The organism is Rhodococcus sp. KBS0724 (assembly GCF_005938745.2).
Classification (GTDB): domain Bacteria; phylum Actinomycetota; class Actinomycetes; order Mycobacteriales; family Mycobacteriaceae; genus Rhodococcus_F.
This window is the reverse complement of sequence record NZ_VCBX02000001.1, coordinates 3947941-3964975: the sequence shown is the minus strand read 5'-3', so window position 1 is coordinate 3964975 and position 17035 is coordinate 3947941. Positions and strand designations below refer to the sequence as shown.

Annotated in this window: 18 protein-coding genes; 4 read left to right on the top strand and 14 right to left on the bottom strand. The window is 61.3% G+C overall.

All coding sequences use genetic code 11. The annotated features are described in order from the left end of the window. Nucleotides 1–57: 57 nt before the first annotated feature. The 11 genes from FFI94_RS18180 to FFI94_RS18130 all read right to left on the bottom strand — a co-directional run bounded on the left by FFI94_RS18180 (nucleotide 58) and on the right by FFI94_RS18130 (nucleotide 10232). Nucleotides 58–735: a hypothetical protein gene (locus FFI94_RS18180; protein ID WP_138869061.1), complete on the bottom strand. Its 678-nt coding sequence runs from the start codon at nucleotides 733–735 to the stop codon at nucleotides 58–60. Further along, nucleotides 684–1286, bottom strand: coding sequence for a glycosyl hydrolase (locus FFI94_RS18175; RefSeq protein ID WP_185993238.1), 603 nt, complete (start codon nucleotides 1284–1286; stop codon nucleotides 684–686). The genes FFI94_RS18180 and FFI94_RS18175 overlap by 52 nt, the downstream gene beginning before the upstream one ends. Continuing rightward, nucleotides 1270–1548: a hypothetical protein gene (locus FFI94_RS33745; protein WP_185993237.1), complete on the bottom strand. Its 279-nt coding sequence runs from the start codon at nucleotides 1546–1548 to the stop codon at nucleotides 1270–1272. Before FFI94_RS33745 ends, FFI94_RS18175 begins: the two co-directional genes overlap by 17 nt. A 217-nt stretch (nucleotides 1549–1765) precedes the next feature. After that, nucleotides 1766–2992, bottom strand: coding sequence for an allantoate amidohydrolase (locus FFI94_RS18165; RefSeq protein ID WP_138869059.1), 1227 nt, complete (start codon nucleotides 2990–2992; stop codon nucleotides 1766–1768). A gap of 40 nt (nucleotides 2993–3032) precedes the next feature. Beyond that, complete coding sequence (locus FFI94_RS18160; protein ID WP_138869058.1) at nucleotides 3033–3683, bottom strand: XRE family transcriptional regulator; 651 nt, start codon at nucleotides 3681–3683, stop codon at nucleotides 3033–3035. A gap of 36 nt (nucleotides 3684–3719) precedes the next feature. Then, nucleotides 3720–5042, bottom strand: coding sequence for an FMN-binding glutamate synthase family protein (locus FFI94_RS18155; RefSeq protein WP_138869057.1), 1323 nt, complete (start codon nucleotides 5040–5042; stop codon nucleotides 3720–3722). 12 nt (nucleotides 5043–5054) lie between these two features. Next, a complete protein-coding gene (locus tag FFI94_RS18150; RefSeq protein WP_138869056.1) occupies nucleotides 5055–5765 on the bottom strand; it encodes a protein glxC in 711 nt (236 codons plus the stop codon). Then, nucleotides 5750–6649, bottom strand: a complete 900-nt coding sequence (locus FFI94_RS18145) for a glutamine amidotransferase family protein (RefSeq protein WP_138869055.1) — start codon at nucleotides 6647–6649, stop codon at nucleotides 5750–5752. The genes FFI94_RS18150 and FFI94_RS18145 overlap by 16 nt, the downstream gene beginning before the upstream one ends. Nucleotides 6650–6681: 32 nt before the next feature. Then, nucleotides 6682–8040 (bottom strand): type III glutamate--ammonia ligase, encoded by a 1359-nt coding sequence (gene glnT, locus FFI94_RS18140; RefSeq protein WP_138869054.1) that lies wholly within the window; start codon nucleotides 8038–8040, stop codon nucleotides 6682–6684. A 51-nt stretch (nucleotides 8041–8091) separates the two neighbouring features. Then, nucleotides 8092–9282, bottom strand: coding sequence for an FAD-binding oxidoreductase (locus FFI94_RS18135; protein ID WP_138869053.1), 1191 nt, complete (start codon nucleotides 9280–9282; stop codon nucleotides 8092–8094). A 389-nt stretch (nucleotides 9283–9671) separates the two neighbouring features. Continuing rightward, nucleotides 9672–10232 carry a HutD family protein gene (locus tag FFI94_RS18130; RefSeq protein WP_185993236.1) on the bottom strand — a complete coding sequence of 187 codons (561 nt, stop codon included), beginning with the start codon at nucleotides 10230–10232 and terminating at the stop codon, nucleotides 9672–9674. 843 nt (nucleotides 10233–11075) lie between these two features. Between FFI94_RS18130 and FFI94_RS34765 the strand changes: the two genes are divergently transcribed. Then, entirely contained in the window at nucleotides 11076–11342 is a 267-nt protein-coding gene (locus FFI94_RS34765; protein WP_397495458.1) for a thiolase C-terminal domain-containing protein, read from the top strand. A gap of 164 nt (nucleotides 11343–11506) precedes the next feature. Here FFI94_RS34765 and FFI94_RS18110 read toward each other — a convergent pair whose 3' ends face one another. Next, nucleotides 11507–12310: an SDR family oxidoreductase gene (locus FFI94_RS18110; RefSeq protein ID WP_138869051.1), complete on the bottom strand. Its 804-nt coding sequence runs from the start codon at nucleotides 12308–12310 to the stop codon at nucleotides 11507–11509. A 97-nt stretch (nucleotides 12311–12407) separates the two neighbouring features. Here FFI94_RS18110 and FFI94_RS18105 point away from each other — a divergent pair, with 97 nt between their 5' ends. Then, nucleotides 12408–13184 (top strand): helix-turn-helix transcriptional regulator, encoded by a 777-nt coding sequence (locus FFI94_RS18105; RefSeq protein ID WP_221937760.1) that lies wholly within the window; start codon nucleotides 12408–12410, stop codon nucleotides 13182–13184. 198 nt (nucleotides 13185–13382) lie between these two features. Here the strand turns inward: FFI94_RS18105 and FFI94_RS18100 are convergent, their stop codons facing one another. Beyond that, nucleotides 13383–13763, bottom strand: coding sequence for a helix-turn-helix domain-containing protein (locus FFI94_RS18100; protein ID WP_138869050.1), 381 nt, complete (start codon nucleotides 13761–13763; stop codon nucleotides 13383–13385). Nucleotides 13764–13888: 125 nt separating this feature from the next. Between FFI94_RS18100 and FFI94_RS18095 the strand changes: the two genes are divergently transcribed. Next, nucleotides 13889–14869, top strand: a complete 981-nt coding sequence (locus FFI94_RS18095; RefSeq protein WP_138869049.1) for a zinc-dependent alcohol dehydrogenase family protein — start codon at nucleotides 13889–13891, stop codon at nucleotides 14867–14869. Between the two features lie 201 nt (nucleotides 14870–15070). On the opposite strand, the gene FFI94_RS18090 is transcribed toward FFI94_RS18095, so the two are convergent. After that, nucleotides 15071–16024, bottom strand: coding sequence for a zinc-binding alcohol dehydrogenase family protein (locus tag FFI94_RS18090; RefSeq protein WP_138869048.1), 954 nt, complete (start codon nucleotides 16022–16024; stop codon nucleotides 15071–15073). A gap of 70 nt (nucleotides 16025–16094) precedes the next feature. On the opposite strand from FFI94_RS18090, the gene FFI94_RS18085 reads away from it, so the two are divergent. Beyond that, entirely contained in the window at nucleotides 16095–16538 is a 444-nt protein-coding gene (locus FFI94_RS18085; RefSeq protein WP_138869047.1) for a MarR family winged helix-turn-helix transcriptional regulator, read from the top strand. The last annotated feature ends 497 nt before the right edge of the window (nucleotides 16539–17035 follow it).

The following is a 17035-nucleotide window of genomic DNA, read 5'->3' as shown; positions in this document are numbered from 1 at the left end:
CCCGGCTGGTGGTATTCCGGCCGAGCGTCTGCGTGAAACTACTTGCGGGTCACTTGGTTACCGATGTTGCAGAGATCCTGTGTGTTGCAGAGATCCGGTGTATTCGGCTGGGCCTTTTCCTAACAGGATGAGGTAGACGGCGTTGGGTTCGAGGTTCGCGTTGTAGGTGAACGTTGCGTTGTCGGGTTGGACCGTGCGTTCGTCGACCTTATGAAGGTTCGCCTTGCTCACGTCGGTGTTCGTCGGGTCGGAGTAGAAGTTGCTCGTGTTCTGATCGACTCGGTAGGCCGTCACAGTGAGGTTTCCGTGAGCGAGGTTCTTCGGTAGTGCAGTCATGTCGATGGTGACGTCGTGGGCGGTGGTGGGGCAATTGGTTTTTGGCGGAATTCCGGAGCAGCCTTGGTAGTTCCACACCATGACGGACGCTTCGGGTTTGTGGGCATCCTTGGCTGCGAGTGCGTAGATGCCGAGTCCGTTGTCGAGTTGGTCTGACGTCGCAGAAACTTTGGCGTCTTTCATCTTTGACTGCATGAGCATTACGTTCCCGTAGGGGGTGAGCGCGTTCACCGGTAGGGGGTTGTATGGCTTCCACAGGATCTGTTGCGTTCGCAGGTCCATGTACGGGCCGACTGCGTTTTGGGTGACGAATTGGTCCTTGAGTCCGGTTCGTCGCGCGACCCAGTTCAGCGGGTAGGTGTCGTGCTGTTGCGAGAACCAGTAGGCAAGTGATGGCATGCCGGCAGCTTGACGTGCGTAGTCGGTGCTGTCGCAGTTGTCACACATCGGGCCGGGATACCGGTCTCAGTGATATAGACCGGAAGGTTCTCTGGCAGGCCGCGTTCGGCGAGCACGCTGTCCAACTGATCACGGTATCCCTTCACCAAACTGGGATCGGACTTGTAGAACTGCCTGCTCCCGTCGGGGAGGACGTTGACGTAGGCATGGTAGGACACGAAGTCCAGGCGTTTGTCGGGATCTGAGTCGGCTACGTAGGCGTCGAGGAACGTGGTGAGTAATGGAGTGTTGAAGTAGTACAAGGCTGGCCCGCCGACTTCGAGCGGGGTGTAGCCGCGATCGGTGCTCAGCGAGTGGTTGATGCTGTTGACCGCTTGGTAGAGCGGGATATAGGACTGGTAGACCTGCGCGGGCTGGATTGTCGATCCGGGGGCGTCGGGCTCGTTCCACGCTTCGATGTACTGGACTTTCGGTACGTCCTGATGCGCGCAGTCGCCATTCCATGGGCATGAGAGTGTGAGGCCGGCAAGGAAGTCAGACAGTGGTACCACCTTGTTGCTCGGGGCCGACAGTATTGATATTCGCTACGGGAAGGAACTCAATGAGGAGCGGAATTGTCGGTGCAGCACGCGTTACGGCGACGGTTGTATCGGGGCTGGCCTTCGCTGCGACAATCGGTTCCGGCACCGCCCAGGCGGATACCCAGGATTGCGTCATCGAGCGAAATGTCTTCAGTGCGATGGCAACCTGCCATGACACCGACGCGCCGCCGGCAGAGAGTATGCGCTGATCGTCGACTGCTGGGGCATTCACGGCATCCCCAATGCCTTTCCGCTCTATGCGATCGGTCCGTATCGCCAGTCCAGTCCCTCATTTGTGCCGACAGGTAACGGTATGGGGGGGATGCAGCACGAATTGGGGTGCTCCCTCGTTGAATGTCGGCGTGATCACCGATGCTCACGTGCAGGTCTATCGCCAATAGTAGATATCCGATAACGTCGGGTGGTCGCCGAATGTACCGGTGCGTCATTCAGTCGGTGACCCAATCTGCCATGACGTCTGCCAGTGCTTCGGCACCGATGTTGCAATCGGTAGCTTCGGCGAACTCGTCCGGGGAATGGGAGACTCCGGTCGGGTTGCGCACGAACAACATTGCGGTTGGAACCTTCGCGGAGAGGATTCCGGCGTCGTGGCCCGCTGCAGTGGGAAGTACCGGTACGTCTCCGAGGTGAGCAAGTGCGCGTTTGAGCTTCTCGCGTGGTTCCGAAGGGAATTCGACGATGGGTGTGATGGATTCGGCGAACACCTCGAGTGCGATGCGGTCGGATGTCGAGTGAGTTCGTGCGTCGGCTTCGATCTGTTCGACGAGTTTGGTCAGAGTCTCTTCATCGGCGGCGCGGGCATCGAGCCACGCTTTGATCTCCGACGGTATTGCGTTTGCGCCGTTGGGAAGCACGTGTACTTTGCCGAATGTCGCGACGGCGCCGTGTGCGGTTGCTGCTGTACGTGCGCTGTGCACGGAGGACGCGAAGGCGAGCATCGGATCACGCCGGTCCACGAGTCGGGTTGCTCCGGCGTGGTTTGCCTCGCCGCTGAACGTGAATTCCCACCGGCCGTGAGGCCAGATGGACGAGGCGACGGCAATGGGCTTGTCGACCAAGTCGAGTGCGCGCCCCTGCTCCACGTGTAGTTCTACGTAGACACCGACCTTGCTCTCGAGGGTGTCGTCGGTCCCGATGTGCGTGGTTGACCGGCCTGCTTTGGACATGGCTTCTGCCAGCGTGATGCCGTCAACGTCCCGGAGGGCCAATGCGCGTTCGGGTTTGAGTGCGCCCGTCGTCAATTGGCTTCCGACGCAGGCAACTCCGAACCGAGCGCCTTCTTCGTCGGAGAACGCGGTGATCGCGATGGGGATCGTCGGTTCGATACCGCGTTCGCGGACGATGTCGATGGCGGCGAAGGCGGACACGACCCCGAGTGGACCGTCGTACGCACCACCGTCGGGAACGGAATCGAGGTGCGAGCCGGTGACGAACGCTCCGGTGGGCTCGCCAACCCACCCCGTCGGCATCCACCATGCCCACAGATTGCCGTTGCGGTCCTCTTCGACGTCCATTCCACGCTTCGATGCGTTGTCGCGAAACCACTCGCGCAGAGTCAGATCAGCGTCACCCCAGGCGAATCGGCGATATCCTCGGGTATTTCGGTGCTGGCCGACATCGAGGATTGTCGACCACAGAGTGTCGAAGGAAGTCACGGAAGTAGGGGTCCTCTCGGGAGAAGCGTGTTCGGAATTCTCACGCGACGTGGTTGTCGGGGTACGCAGTGACTGCGAGAAACGTGATGGGGAGTTCGAACAGATCTTTCGGACCGTGCAACCCTTCTCCGTCGAGGAGTAGTGAATCGCCGGCGCGAAGCCGATAGTCGGATCCGTCGTGGGTGTAGACCATGTCTCCTTGCAGCATGAACAACAGTTCGGTACCGGGATGCTGGAAACGCGGCGAGATCGTCGACTCCTGTTCGAGTGTCACTACCACTGCTTCGAGTCGACGGTGTTGTCCACGTAGCGCACCGAGCATCTCGTAGTGATGGCCTGAGCGCGTCCCTCTGCCGACAATGTGCGCGCCGCTTCCGGCCCGCGTGTACACCGATTCACGCTGCGTTCCGGCCCCGCGAAACAGCGTGGTCACCGGAACGTCAAGGCCGGTCGAGAGTCTTGACAGCGTCGCGAGGCTGCACGATGCCTGCGCATTCTCGATTTTGGAGAGCATGGCTTTGGAGATACCGACCCGGGTAGCCATGTCACTGAGCGAGAGTCCGGCGCTGATCCGAAGATTGCGAACCTGGGCCCCGATCACGGCTTCGAGCGAGCCGTCGGACGCGGAGTCTGGTGTGACCTCGCGTGGTTCGGTGTCGTGCACGATTCCCGGTGTCTCGGTTGACGTCATGGCGTACCCCTCTTTCCTGGCGTGGAACGTGGGTTTTCAGTACCGACCGGGAATCCAGGTGGTACCGGCGAGGGGAACGCGCGCCATCGCGGATGCTTCGACGGTGAGTGCGACAAGGTCCTCGGGCTCGAGATTGCGCAGGTGCGATTTTCCGCAGGCCCGTGCCAAGGTCTGGGCTTCCATGGTGAGGACTCGGAGGTAGTTGGCGAGGCGTCGGCCACCTTCGACGGGGTCGAGGTTCTTCGACAGTTCCGGGTCTTGAGTGGTGATACCCGCTGGGTCGCGCCCGGCCTGGAAGTCGTCGTAGAAACCTGCCGCGCTACCGAGTGCTTCGTACTCTTTTGCGTAGCGAGGGCTGTTGTCTCCCAGAGCTATCAGGGCTGCGGTACCGATGGCTACGGCGTCGGCACCGAGTGCCATCGCTTTGGCGACATCGGCTCCGCTGCGGATTCCGCCGGAGATGATGAGCTGGACCTTGCGATGCACGCCCATTTCCTGCAAAGCCTGCACCGCTTGGGGAATCGCGGCCAGAGTCGGGATGCCGACATGTTCGATGAACACGTCCTGGGTTGCGGCGGTTCCACCCTGCATGCCGTCGACGACGACTACGTCGGCGCCGGCTTTCACGGCAAGCTTGACGTCGTAGTAGGTGCGTGTTGCGCCGACCTTGACGTAGATCGGCTTCTCCCAGTTGGTGATCTCGCGGAGTTCGATGATCTTGATCGCGAGGTCGTCTGGCCCGGTCCAGTCGGGGTGGCGGCAGGCGCTGCGCTGGTCGACGCCCATCGGCAGGGTTCGCATGCCGGCGACTCGCTCGGTGATCTTCTGGCCCAGGAGCATCCCGCCGCCACCGGGCTTGGCGCCCTGTCCGAGAACGATCTCGATGGCGTCGGCTTTGCGCAGGTCGTCGGGGTTCATGCCGTAGCGCGACGGGAGGTACTGGTAGACGAGGTTCTTGGATTGACCGCGTTCCTCCGGTGTCATTCCGCCGTCGCCGGTGGTGGTCGAGGTTCCGACCGCACTGGCTCCGCGTCCGAGTGCCTCCTTGGCTTGACCGGACAGCGCGCCGAAGCTCATACCGGCGATGGTGATCGGGATGTCCAGGTGTAGCGGGAACTTCGCGTGTGTGTCGCCGAGAACGACGTCGGTATCGCATTTCTCGCGGTAACCCTCGAGCGGGTAGCGCGACATCGAGGCGCCGAGGAACAGTAGGTCGTCGAAGTGGGGGAGCTTACGCTTGGCACCCCAACCACGAATATCGTAGATTCCGGTCTCGGCGGCGCGCTGGATCTCGGCGATGACGCTGCGGTCGTAGGTTGCGGATTCGCGCAATACGGTGCCGGGTACTTCTGTTGTCATGGCGAACCTCTCCTAATACGCGCTGGCGTTGTCGACGTGGAAGTTGTACAGCTGACGGGCAGAGCCGTAACGGCTGAATTCGGTGGGATCGTGGTGCAGACCTGCGGCGGTGAGTAGTTCGCCGAGTTCCTTCAGGTGCTCGGGACGCATGTCCTTCTTGATGCAGTCAGCACCCAGCGACGCCACCGTGCCACGCACGTAGATTCTGGCCTCGTACAGTGAATCACCTAGTGCTTCACCGGCATTGCCGCAAACAACGAGCCTACCCGCTTGTCCCATGAAAGCGCTCATGTGACCGATGTCGCCGCCGACGACGATGTCGACACCCTTCATCGAGATTCCGCATCGTGCGGCAGCGTTGCCGTCGATGATCAGTAGTCCGCCGTGTGCGGTGGCGCCGGCGGATTGCGACGCGTCCCCTTTGACATGGACGGTGCCCGACATCATGTTCTCGGCCACTCCGACACCGGCATTTCCGGTAACCGTGACGCTGGCATGTTGGTTCATTCCGGCGCAGTAGTAGCCGACATGACCGTCGATGGTGACGTCGATATCCTTGTCCAGCCCGCATGCAAGGGCGTGTGCGCCTTGCGGTTGGGTAATGGTCAGACTTGTCGGGGCGTCCGGAGAACTCAGCAGTTCGTTGACTGCGCGGGTGCTCGACGTCTGCAGATCGATGACGCTGGTTGCGATTTCGTGTGTGGTCGTCACTGACGGTGCCATACGTACACCTCTTCCGGTTCTGGTTCGAAGATTCGGGCGTTCTCGATGCCTGGCAGATGTGCCAGGGCGCGGTATTCGGATGCCATGGCCACCCAACGATCGGTCTCGGCAATGATCGCCGGCTTGCAGGCGATCGGGTCGCGAACGACGGCAAACGAATCGCTGTTCGACACCAACAGTGTGTAGAAGCCGTCGAATGTCTCGTTGAGCATCAGCAGTGCCTTCTCGAGGTCGACCCCCTCGGCGAGCTGTTTGGCGACGAAGCGGGCGCCCACCTCGGTGTCGTTTTCGCTGTCGAAGTGCACGCCGGCGCGTTCGAGGTCGTGCTTGATGCTCATGTGATTCGAGAACGAACCGTTGTGTACCAGGCACTGATCCGGTCCGACGGCAAAAGGATGAGAACCTTCCGCCGTGACAGCGGATTCGGTGGCCATCCGGGTATGTGCGACGCCTTGCCATCCGCCGGCCTGGGGGAGACCGAACCGGTGTGCAAGGTCGGTGGGGTTGCCCATGCCCTTGAGCACAGTCAGCTCGTCGCCGAATCCGATGATCCGGGCTGTGGGGGCGATAGCACGGACCGCATCTGCCAGGGTGTCTGCGGCTACCGGGGCATGCACCACTACGGTGGGGTCGAGGTCGTGCCCGGTCACCGCGACAGCGAGCCGATGAGTCAGCTGTTCTGCGAGTTCAATTGCGCTGACCGGAGAATCGAGAACTGAGACGGTTGCCTCGCCGGCCGGTGACCAGGTTGGGTTGCCGTAGATCGCCATTCCGGCCGAGTCGGGTCCGCGATCACACATCGCGTCGAGCATGTCGGTCAGCAATGCACCGAGTTGGGGGTAGAGCGTGGCGTCACGTAGGTGAAGCCCGACGATTCCACACATGGAATGCCTCCTCGAAAGTATCGGAAAATGAGCTAGAACGCTGTCAGGTAGTGGTCGACTTCCCACGAAGACACGGTGTTGTGCCAGGCGAAGAACTCCTCACGCTTGGTCTTCGCGAAATACTCGGCGACGCCGGTGCCCGCGACGTCGAGCGCGTCGGTCAGGACCGAGTCGGTTTCCAAGGCGTCCATCGCGTGGAGCAGTGTCATGGGGAGCATCTCGCTCGGGGAATCCCCGCTGCCGGGCTTCCCGGGGTGGAGATTTCGCCGTACACCGTCGAGGCCGGCGGCGATCGCACCCGCAGCCGCGAGGTACGGATTTGCCGATCCGTCCCCGCCGCGCAGTTCGACGCGGTTCTTGTCCGGCACCCGGAGGTAGTGAGTTCGATCATTGCCGCCGTAGGTGGCGTAGCGAGGTGACCACGTTGCGCCACTGGTGGTCGCAGTAGCGCCGGTTCGCTTGTACGAGTTCACGGTTGGAGCGATGAGGCCCTGGAGCGCGCAGGCGTGCTCGAGAATGCCGGCGACAAAGGAGTACGCGGTGGGGGAGAGTCCGAGTCCCAGTTCGTCGCGGGGGTCTGGGAAGACCGCGCCGGCGTCGTTCCACAGCGACAGGTGCATGTGCAGCCCGCTTCCGGTGCGGGTGGTAAACGGCTTCGGCATGAATGTCGCTTGCATTCCGCGCTTCTCGGCGATGACGGAGAGAAGGTAGCGCAGGGTGATCACACGGTCGGCTGTGGTCATAGCGTCGGCATAGTCGAAATTCTGCTCGAATTGACCGTTTCCGTCTTCGTGGTCGTTTGCGTAGTTGCCCCAGCCGAGGGTGTTCATCGCTTCGGACACCTCGGTGAGGTGGTCGTACATCCGGGTCACGTCGCGGGCGTCGTAGCACGGATTGTTGCTCGTGTCCGAGCGGTCGGCGGTAACGAGTTCCCCGTCCACGCGGTTGACGAGAAAGTACTCGATCTCGGCGCCCACATTGACGGTCATACCGAGTTCGGCGGCTTTTCGGAGTTGTTCCTTGAGGATGATGCGTGGTGCGTACGGCCACGGCTTGCCTTCGACGTATGGATCGCAGTGGACCAGGGCGAGTCCGGGTTTGACGAAAGGAATCGGGGTGAAGGAACTGACGTCCGGGATCGCGACAAGATCGGAGTCCTTGGGTTCCTGACCCATGTGACCCGCTGCGTAACCGGCGAATCCGACGCCGTCCTCTTCGAGTTGCCTGACGGCTTGGATGGGGACGAGTTTGGCGCAGGGTTTGCCGGACATCGTCACGAACAGGGCGAGGATGAAGGTGGTGTTGCTCGCGTGGGCGACCTCCGACAGCGTCGGTAAGGGATCCAGTGCCGTCGCGGTGGAGGGTGCGGCTTCAGAAGTGTCTACAGCCATGATGGAAGGTCCTTCTGGGAAGTAGGGTGTGGGAACCGATGCAGTTCGGTGTCAACGCATTTCGCCTGCACCTTCATAGGGATGAAGGCTGAAGAGGAAGTCGTCCTCGGCGAACCGCGAGTAGCGGAAGTCCGCCGCGTTGACGTTGGGGAGTGTGGTGTGGCCGTCGATCAGCAGATCGGCGACAAGCTTGCCGACTGCGGGAGAGATCTTGAATCCATGGCCGGAGAATCCGGTCGCGAGGAACAGCCCGTCGGCAGGAGAGGGCCCGATGATCGGGTTGTAGTCCGGCGTCACGTCATAGGCGCCGACGTACGAGCTGGTGATCCGTGGGTCCGGCATGTCGGGCAACCGGTGTCCGAGCTTCATGATGTTCTTCTCGATCGCAGCGTCGTCGGCGCGATTGACGTACTTGTCCGGGTCGATGTACTCCGGCGCCTGATGATCGGAGTTTCCGACAAGGAGTTCGCCGTTGGGCTCTCGGCAGATGTACTGTAGCCCAGCCAGATCCGAGAGTACCGGAACTTCCGGTGTGGGAGCACCTTGATCGACCAGAACCAGTTGTGCACGTTGAGCTTTGACGTCGATGTCGACACCGACGCCCGCGGCGAGGGTGGGTGCCCATGGGCCGGTGGCGAGGATGACGTGCTCGGCATGTACCTCGGAACCGTCGGTCAAGGTAGCGCCGTAGACCGTACCTGCCGAGTTCTGCAACAGTGACACGACGGGGGTGCTTTGTCGGATCTTGACGCCCATCTTACGGGCGGTTGCGGCAAATGCCATGCCCGCCATGTATGCCTCGCCGCGACCGCCGAGTGGTTCGTAGGCGAACAGCGCGAAGTCGTCGAGGTGCAGACCCGGCCACAGCTCGGCCATCTTGTCGTGAGCGATGAATTCGGTGGCAATGCCCAGGCGCTGCATCATGGCGATGTTGGCTTCGAGCGGTTTGACATTGTTCTCGGCAACTCCGACGACGTATCCACACTGTCGAAATGCCATGTCGTCGTCGAAGATTTCGGTGGCGCGAGTAAAGGTATCGATGCCGTACCAGGACATTGCGGCCAATGACGGTGTGCCGTAGTGGCAGCGAACGACGCCGCTGGACTTGCCGGTCATGCCCGAGCACAGAGTATCCCGCTCGAGAACCAGAACGTCGGTTTCCCCTCGTTCTGCAAGGGAATACGCGATGGCCAGTCCTTCCAGGCCGCCGCCGATGATCAAGAACTTGGTCGTGTCGCTCACGTGTCGATCCTTTTCGGTGCGGAGAGTTCTGTGGTGTGGGCCGGTAAGCCGGACCAAGTAGTTCGAAACTGTTTCAGCGGATGAATCGTTGTTATCCACTATGAAACACATCGGTTATGTCATTCGTGTTACGTCTTTGTCAGCTCGACGTGACAGAGATTTTTGGATAGCAATGCCTGCGTGAGGTTTTCGACCGTCATCCGGCCGATTCACGCGACTGCTTCGATTGGCATCCGCCGGAATGCCAGGGGTATCGCGCGGATTCGAGGAAATGCCAAAACCGACGTCGTCGATGATGCCCTGCGTGTCGAGGGCCACTCTTGCGGGTAACTGGGGGGAATTCGGGCATGCGATGGTAGTGCACGAACGGAGGCGTATCGCTGTAGGTGTCACCCTGGGATTGGCCGATCGCGAATTTCGGCGATGAGAACCTTTCCGGTCCCGCGGATTTCGACCGAGTCGAGGCGAATGACGATGCAGTCTCCTGCGTCGGCCGACCGAGATCCGGCTTCGACACGGCCGCTGTGCACGTAGAAGACGGTGACAGCGTGTATATCCGTGTCCACAGTAGAGTCGACGAGGTCGTGCACGGACACGGATGCTGTCGTCGTACGTCGGTCCACCATGACGTTGAATGCACTTGTCGTGCCATCCGGGATGCACCTGGGGGTTCTCTCGCCGTCGAAGCCGAACGGCTGCAGCGGTTCGATCGCGGTTGTTCCGCCCCTCCATTCGAACGTGACACCGTATGCGCCGATGACGGTGAACACGCGGCTGCGGCCCTCGAATGCGGAGAACTCTGTTGCGGCGTCGCCGAGATCAGCGACGCTCACGCGCCACCGAGGTGCCACCGTGGCGTCGACTGCGATCTCGTCGGTCACGCCCGCGCCGTTTTTCCACGGTACTCGTCGGCGGTCTCCGCGCCGGATCAGTTCGGTGGGGAGTGGCACTGTAAGGCTCCTTGCAGCCGAGGGCGCTTCGATGTTGAAGCCGGTTCAGTCCTCGTGATGATCGGGTAGGCGGTTACTGCCAGGAATTTGATCGGCAGTCGGACCAAATCGGGTGGACCGTGCAGGCCCTCACCGTCGAGAAGCAGTGAATCATTGCGGCGCAGTGTGTATTCGGATTCTCCGTGGCCACACACCGTGACGCCTTCGAACATATAGAGGATTTCGGTACCCGGATGCCGGAATGGAGGAGGCACTTTGCTGGTGTCGATCACGGTGGCCCACCCGGGTTCCACGCCCCGCGATCCCTGCGTCGCGGCCGGCCTCGACATAGACGGCTTCACGCGTCGGGTCAGCTCTGCGGAACAGATTTTTGTCGACATTGCCTTCGGAACACCGACCTTCGCCGCCATGTTGCCTGCTGACAGACCTGTCGAACGCCACAGTGCGCGAACTTGTTTGGCGATGACTCATTCGAGATCCAGACCAGTGGGCGTATCGCTCGCGACCCTGTCGCGGGATCGCCGGTGTTGCGGTGCGTGTCGATCGAGTCCGAAGCAGTCATCGGATGATTCTAACCCAAATGTCTACTATCAGTGAACGAAATGTATGGACATGAGACGCAAACCTTGAATCGTCGAACGACTTTCGGGCGGTTCTGGGACGTCGGGGAATGACCGCCGACGCTGAACGGCGCACTCCGAAGTTCGTGGGGTTGCCGTCAGCGTCCGAGATGTGTGTACGCACAAGTGCGACGTCCGCGACGATTCCGCGTTCGAGTGCGCGTAGGTTCGGCCGTCGAAATCGGCGTGGGGTTTCCCATCGACGACTTCGGTTGCGACCCCGGTGGCCTGTAGAAAGCGGGAATTCCGGCGCCACCAGCACGACGGCACAGTGCTGCCGGGTGGTCGGCTATCCGTCAGCCTATCCGGTGGTCTCAAATCCAAGGGGCATCCGGTGGGCGCAACGGGAGTTTCCCAACATGTTCTGGCGGCAATGCAACTCAGCTGCACCGTCGGGGCCATGCAGCTGGGCTCTGCTCGCCGCAGTGTGGTGCACAACATGGGTGGGCCGGCGGTTGCAAACTACGTGAGTGTTCTCGACGCTGTTTAACGGTTGATAGCTCACCGCTCGTTGAGGGTTCGCGAGCCGCCGCAGGCGTTGATGCGGCGAAAGTGCAGGCAGTCTGATCAGTACTCGGGACAACCGAAGTTTCGGGACGTGTCGGGTGAGGAGACGCGTGAGGTGTCGCCCCACCCGACATGCTCAATTCCGGGTCAGATGGCCTGTTCCGTAGGGAGGATGTGGATTTCGGTGAGGTTCACGTGCTTGGGCACGGAAGCGATGAATGCAACAGCTTCGGCGATGTCCTCGGACTGCAGCACGTCGATCTGTTCGATGAGGTCAGCCATGAGCTTGCTTGCAGAGGTGTCGGTTACATGGTCGGGGAGTTCGGTGTCGACCATGCCTGGTTCGATGGCGGAAACGCGGATCTTCTTTCTGCCGAGTTCCATTCGGAGCAGTCGGGTGAGCTGCGTGAGGTACGCCTTGGTGGCCGAGTACACCTGGAATCCTTCGAGATATCGGACGGCGGCGGTTGAGGATGTGACGATGAGGTCTGCCGGTCCTCCTGATGCGGCGGCCGCTTGCAATGGGCCGACGAACGCCGCGATGGTGTTCATTGTGCCTTTGATGTTGAGATCGATTTGAGCCTCCCAGTCCGCGACGGCGAGGTCGCTGATTCCGGAGATGAGCTGCACACCTGCGTTGGCGAAGAGAAGGTCAACTGTGCCGAGTTCGTTGGCGATCCGATTCGCGGTCGCAAGGACGGCGTCGCGGTCGGTGATGTCGGTCGGAAGTGCAAGAGCTGTGCCGCCATTGGCGCGAATGTGATCTTCCAGTGCATCGATGCGGTCGCCGCGGCGGGCGATGAGAGCGACTGTGGCGCCGAGTTCGGCGAAGCGCTGCGCGGTGGCGGCACCGATGCCGCTGGAGGCTCCGGTGACGACGGCGACTCGGCCGGCGAGGGGTGTCCCGGCGATGATCTGGGCGGTGCTGGTGGTCTGCTGTGTTGTGTTCACATCACCAGCCTGCGTGTCCGACGGTCAGTGAGGGAGGCCGCGACAGGGCCACCCTCACAAGGGAGGTCGGATTGTCGTCCGGCCGTAAGCTTCGACCATGCCGCATGCAGACTTGGGACAATTCCTCCAGACCCGACGCGCAAGGGTTCAGCCCGAATTGCTCGGCATTCCACTTGTCGGGCATCGACGCGTTCCGGGCCTTCGGCGCGACGAGGTAGCGATGGATGCCGACATCAGCGTGGACTACTACCGGCGTATGGAGCAGGGGCGGGAACGTCACCCTTCCGAACAGATCCTCGCGTCCTTGGCGCGCACGCTGAGGCTCACGCTCGATGAGCAACGACATCTCTACACCCTCGCCGGTGTCGCATGGAAACTCGATGGCGAGGCTGTGAACCCTCCTGTGCCCCAGGAACTTCTCATGCTGCTTCAGACATGGCAGGAGGCAGGAGCAATTGTCCTTGATCCCGTCCTCGATGTCATCGCGCTCAACGCGCACGCTGAGGACTTGTTCAGTGGATTCGATGCAAGAAGGAATCTTCTGGAGATGGTGCTTCTCGACCCATTTGGGCGCTCGTTCTTCGTTGATTGGGAAGCGTCGGCGCGTTCTACTGTGGCGAATTTACGGGCTAGCGCTGATTTCGGAGCTACTCCGGCGAGGTTTCGTGAACTCATCGAGAAATTGCGTCGGAACAGTCCGGAATTTCCGGCGTTCTGGGCCATGCACGACGTTCAGCCGAAGACGTACGAAACAAAGGAACTGTTTCATCACGAACGAGGTCTTCTGACAATCGATTTCCACGCTTTTGGTGTGTCGAGTGCGCCCGGGCACCAGCTCCTCGTTTACCGGGAACGCTTGGAGAACGGATCGTGACAGCGTGAGGCAGCGAATGATCGCAGGCGGTGGCCTTCCACTAGAGTTCGACTGTGCCCTGCGCCACCCGGGGCGCCTGCTGCCGTCCGGAAACAGTAGCGGGACAAGCTATCTGCAGAGAACCGGCGCCGGGGTAGGGGAGTCGAGGGCGTTCGAGCAGAAATGAGATTGTTCAATATCGTTTTCGGGTAACGGAATTCAACGCTGTTCACCAAGGGGTCGAGCCTGTTCGGACTCTTGGAAGTCGGCGACGGCTTCGCCGTGCATTCGGGCCCATTCCGTGAGGACCTCGATGGGCTCGATCAACGTCCGGCCTAGTTCGGTGAGCTGGTACTTACTGAGTGTCGGCGTAGTGGTGCTGGACTGGTGTTCGACGAGCCCATATCCCTGGAGTTTGCGCAGCGTCTGGGTGAGCACCTTTCGCGAGATGCCACCGATGCGATCGACGAGTTCACTGTGGCGGCACGGTTGTTGACTGAGTGCGAACACCACGACGACGGACCATTTGTCGGCGATGATCTCGATTGCCAGACGGGCGGGGCAGTCGACGAATAGAACATCTCCAGTCATCGGATCCATGTCCATGAAGGTACCAGGAGGTAACCGTCGGCTCAGTAGCGTTGTCGGCGTGCAGTCGGGTCAGCCGAACGGAAGCTGATCCTTCGCCACTGACACACCGCGCAAAGAGAATTGGAGTCCTTCCCATGTCCCGAGTTGTCGTGTTCAACGAGTTCGGTGGTCCAGAAGTCCTGCAGATCGTCGAAGAGCCGGTCGCAGTCCCCGCTGCGGGCGAGCTGAGGATAAAGATCGAGGCTATCGGTATCAACCGTTTGGACCAGATGATGCGTTCAGGTTCCTATCCCGGTCCTGTTCATTTACCGCGGAGCCGACTTGGCTGTGAAGGCACAGGACTAGTCGATGCTGTGGGTTCGGCAGTGGAGGGGTTCAGCGTTGGCGATGCGGTCATCGTCACAGCAGTACCCGATATGGACGTCAACGGGACGTACGCCGAGTATGTGTTGATGCCGGCCAACGCGGTCATCGCGCGGCCCGAGGGGTTGGACGCCACCAGCGCTGCCGCGCTGTGGGTGGCGTATTCCACCGCTTACGGTGCGCTCGTCGAGAAAGCCAAGATGCAACCCGGCGACCATGTCGTGATCACAGCCGCCTCCAGCGCGGTCGGCTTGGCTGCCATTCAGATCGCCAACCTGATCGGCGCGATCCCCATCGCGATCACCCGGCACGCTGCGAAGAAAGACATCCTGTTGGCGGCCGGTGCCGCTGTGGCCGTCGCTACCGACCGCGACGACGTGGTTGACGTGGTTCGCGAATACACCCACGGGGCTGGAGCGGACATCATTCTGGACTCGGTCATGGGACCCGGGCTGGTCGATCTGGCCAAGGTTGCGAAGTTCGGTGGCACCCTGGTAGCGGTGGGCTGGTTGGACCCCCGTCCCGCGGAGTTTCCCATGAACTGGCCCCTGACCATCTTCGGCTACATGAGCTTCGAGCATGTCCTCGACAGCGAGGTGGTGCATCGTATCGCGACATTCCTGTCTGCCGGTATCCGAACTGGTGCGCTCAAACCGACCGTTGACAAAGTATTCCGTCTCGACGACATTGTTGACGCGCACCACTACCTCGATCAGGGGCAGCAGGTTGGCAAGATCGTTGTAACACTCTGACGACCACCCGGTGGACCGCTCGATGAAAGATGCTCCGCAGTAACATCTTCCATGCGAGGTTGCGATTTCGGAGCCTACGCCCAGTTTCGATTTCACATGTGTGCCGGGTCGGCCTGCGCGTCAGCAGAGGCGTCAAGGCGCCGTTGAACGTCATCGCGACCAATTGTCATCGTAGACATCTGAAGCGGCAGACAATGCAGGTCAGGGAATGATGACGGTCCTCTCGCCTGGCGAGTTCTGATACGTCCATGCTTCTTCGATGTCTACGAGGGCGGCGGGGCGCGGGCGGATCGTCAATGCGCCCGAAGCGACGGCCGAGGCGAGCTCGGGCAGACCGGCGTGCTGCATGTCGATGGAGCCGAATCCGCTTCCGCTGAGCCGAAGGGCATTTGACCGGAGATCGGAACCGTCAAGCGTGATCGTAGGTCCTCCGGTGCCACCGATGTGCACCCAGTCGAGCAGTTGGGTGTGATCCGTACGCGCGTCGAGGATGGCGCGCATGGCGAGTTCCGTCGGCGCTCCCCATACGTAGTCGAGGACGATGTCGACGTCGGCCGCGGCGCCGGCGAGTGCCGCGGTGGTCACGTCATCGTCCGGGGAAAGCGAAACAACCTTGTCTGCCCCTTCGGAAAGGAGTTGGTGGAGGCGCTCTTGGTTGCGGCCGGCCGCGATCACTTGTCCGGCTCCGAGATGGCGCGCGACCTTGATCGCGATTGATCCGGCGGCGCCGGTGGCACCGATCACCAGTACTGACTGGCCAGGCCTGAACGGAACACGGGCGTGAAGCGCAATCCAGGACGACATCGCCGGATTCATCGAGGCTGCCACGGTCGCGGGGTCTGCGTCCGCGGGCAGGGGGACGGCGGAGCGAGGGTTGATGAGTATTCTCTCGGCCATCGTGCCGCTGCCTGGGCCGCCGACGTAGGCGAGTGACCCATCTGCCCTGCGAACGACGCCGTCGATGCCGGGGATGAAGGGGAGCGTCCCCGAACTGGCGTAGTGACTACCCGAGGCGATTGCCCGAGTGACCGGGTGGATCCCGACGGCGAGCACCTCCGCCACCTCATGGTGTGGATCAGCCTGTGGCGCAGGGACGGACCGATAGCGCGGCGGTTCTCCGAGTGACTCGATGAGGGCGGCATTGATGTGTTCCATGAAATCTCCTAGTTAGTACGTGACACGCACTAATATAGTGCGTGCGACGTACTATTGCTAGACTGGTGACGTGAGTGAAGAGAGCGAACTGTCCGAGGCCGAGGTTCTGGGGCGGCTCTCGTTCGTGACGAACGCGCGTATGGAAGCGCGCGCTTCGGAGGCGGGGCTGTCGATTCAGCAGATGCGTCTACTGGGCATCCTGCGTGACCGCGAACCGACCATCAACGAACTCACAGTGCATCTGGGTGTAGATAAATCCAGCGTGAGCGGTCTGGTGATCCGCGCCGAGCGCAGCGGTTTCGTAACCCGCACGCAGCATGAGCAGGACGGGCGGGCGGTTCGTGTGCGTCTGGAGCCTGCCGGTCGAGCCTTGATCGACGCTGCGAGCTCCCGGTTCGAGAGCGACGTGGAAAATACCTTCGCGGCCTTGACCGGGCCGGAGCGGGCACGCTGGCTCGCACTCACTGTCCGCCTGCTCAAGGCGGAGGCAAATGAGCGTGGCCTCGGCCTATAGCCCAGGAGGCGAAGACCAGCCCTAGGCCGCGTTGTGGACGTTGTTTTGGGTTGCGGTCACGGCTCAAAACTCTTGGGGTGTGCAGAATCCCGCATAGCAGGAGTTTGAGTTTTCCAGGTCGCTGCGCGTCCTCGGGGGATGCCCACGCGATGTTCGTCGCGGACGGCCTGCCAACCCGCAGCGGATGATGACGTGTACGCGAATATTGTGGTGTGCGTTGAGTGACGAGTTCTTGTTGTCGGAAGTTGCGAACAAGGATCCGAGGCCGGCGGTTCGCAAATCTCGGGGTAAGCGTTCGCGTCGCTGATCTGAACTTCCATGAACATGACGCCTTCGTGGAACGGTGTGGCTGGTATCCGAACCCCGGCCAGGCGTCGTCTGATCCGAGCCGTACTGGGCAGTTGCCGGATCGAACGAGTCGAGAAGTAGTCGATGTGGCCGCGTCTCGTTCGAAGCGGTCTGGACAGTGACTCTACTCACTTATGGATTGATTGATC

Bases quoted from the DNA above. Each gene is read 5' to 3' on its own strand.
- FFI94_RS18180 (WP_138869061.1), bottom strand. From the start codon at position 735: ATGCCATCACTTGCCTACTGGTTCTCGCAACAGCACGACACCTACCCG.
- glnT (WP_138869054.1), bottom strand. From the start codon at position 8,040: ATGGCTGTAGACACTTCTGAAGCCGCACCCTCCACCGCGACGGCACTG.
- FFI94_RS18145 (WP_138869055.1), bottom strand. From the start codon at position 6,649: ATGTGTGGAATCGTCGGGCTTCACCTACGTGACGCCACGCTCTACCCC.
- FFI94_RS18105 (WP_221937760.1), top strand. From the start codon at position 12,408: ATGCCGCATGCAGACTTGGGACAATTCCTCCAGACCCGACGCGCAAGG.
- FFI94_RS18090 (WP_138869048.1), bottom strand. From the start codon at position 16,024: ATGGAACACATCAATGCCGCCCTCATCGAGTCACTCGGAGAACCGCCG.
- FFI94_RS18150 (WP_138869056.1), bottom strand. From the start codon at position 5,765: ATGGCACCGTCAGTGACGACCACACACGAAATCGCAACCAGCGTCATC.
- FFI94_RS18155 (WP_138869057.1), bottom strand. From the start codon at position 5,042: ATGACAACAGAAGTACCCGGCACCGTATTGCGCGAATCCGCAACCTAC.
- FFI94_RS18160 (WP_138869058.1), bottom strand. From the start codon at position 3,683: ATGACGTCAACCGAGACACCGGGAATCGTGCACGACACCGAACCACGC.
- FFI94_RS18100 (WP_138869050.1), bottom strand. From the start codon at position 13,763: ATGGATCCGATGACTGGAGATGTTCTATTCGTCGACTGCCCCGCCCGT.
- FFI94_RS18095 (WP_138869049.1), top strand. From the start codon at position 13,889: ATGTCCCGAGTTGTCGTGTTCAACGAGTTCGGTGGTCCAGAAGTCCTG.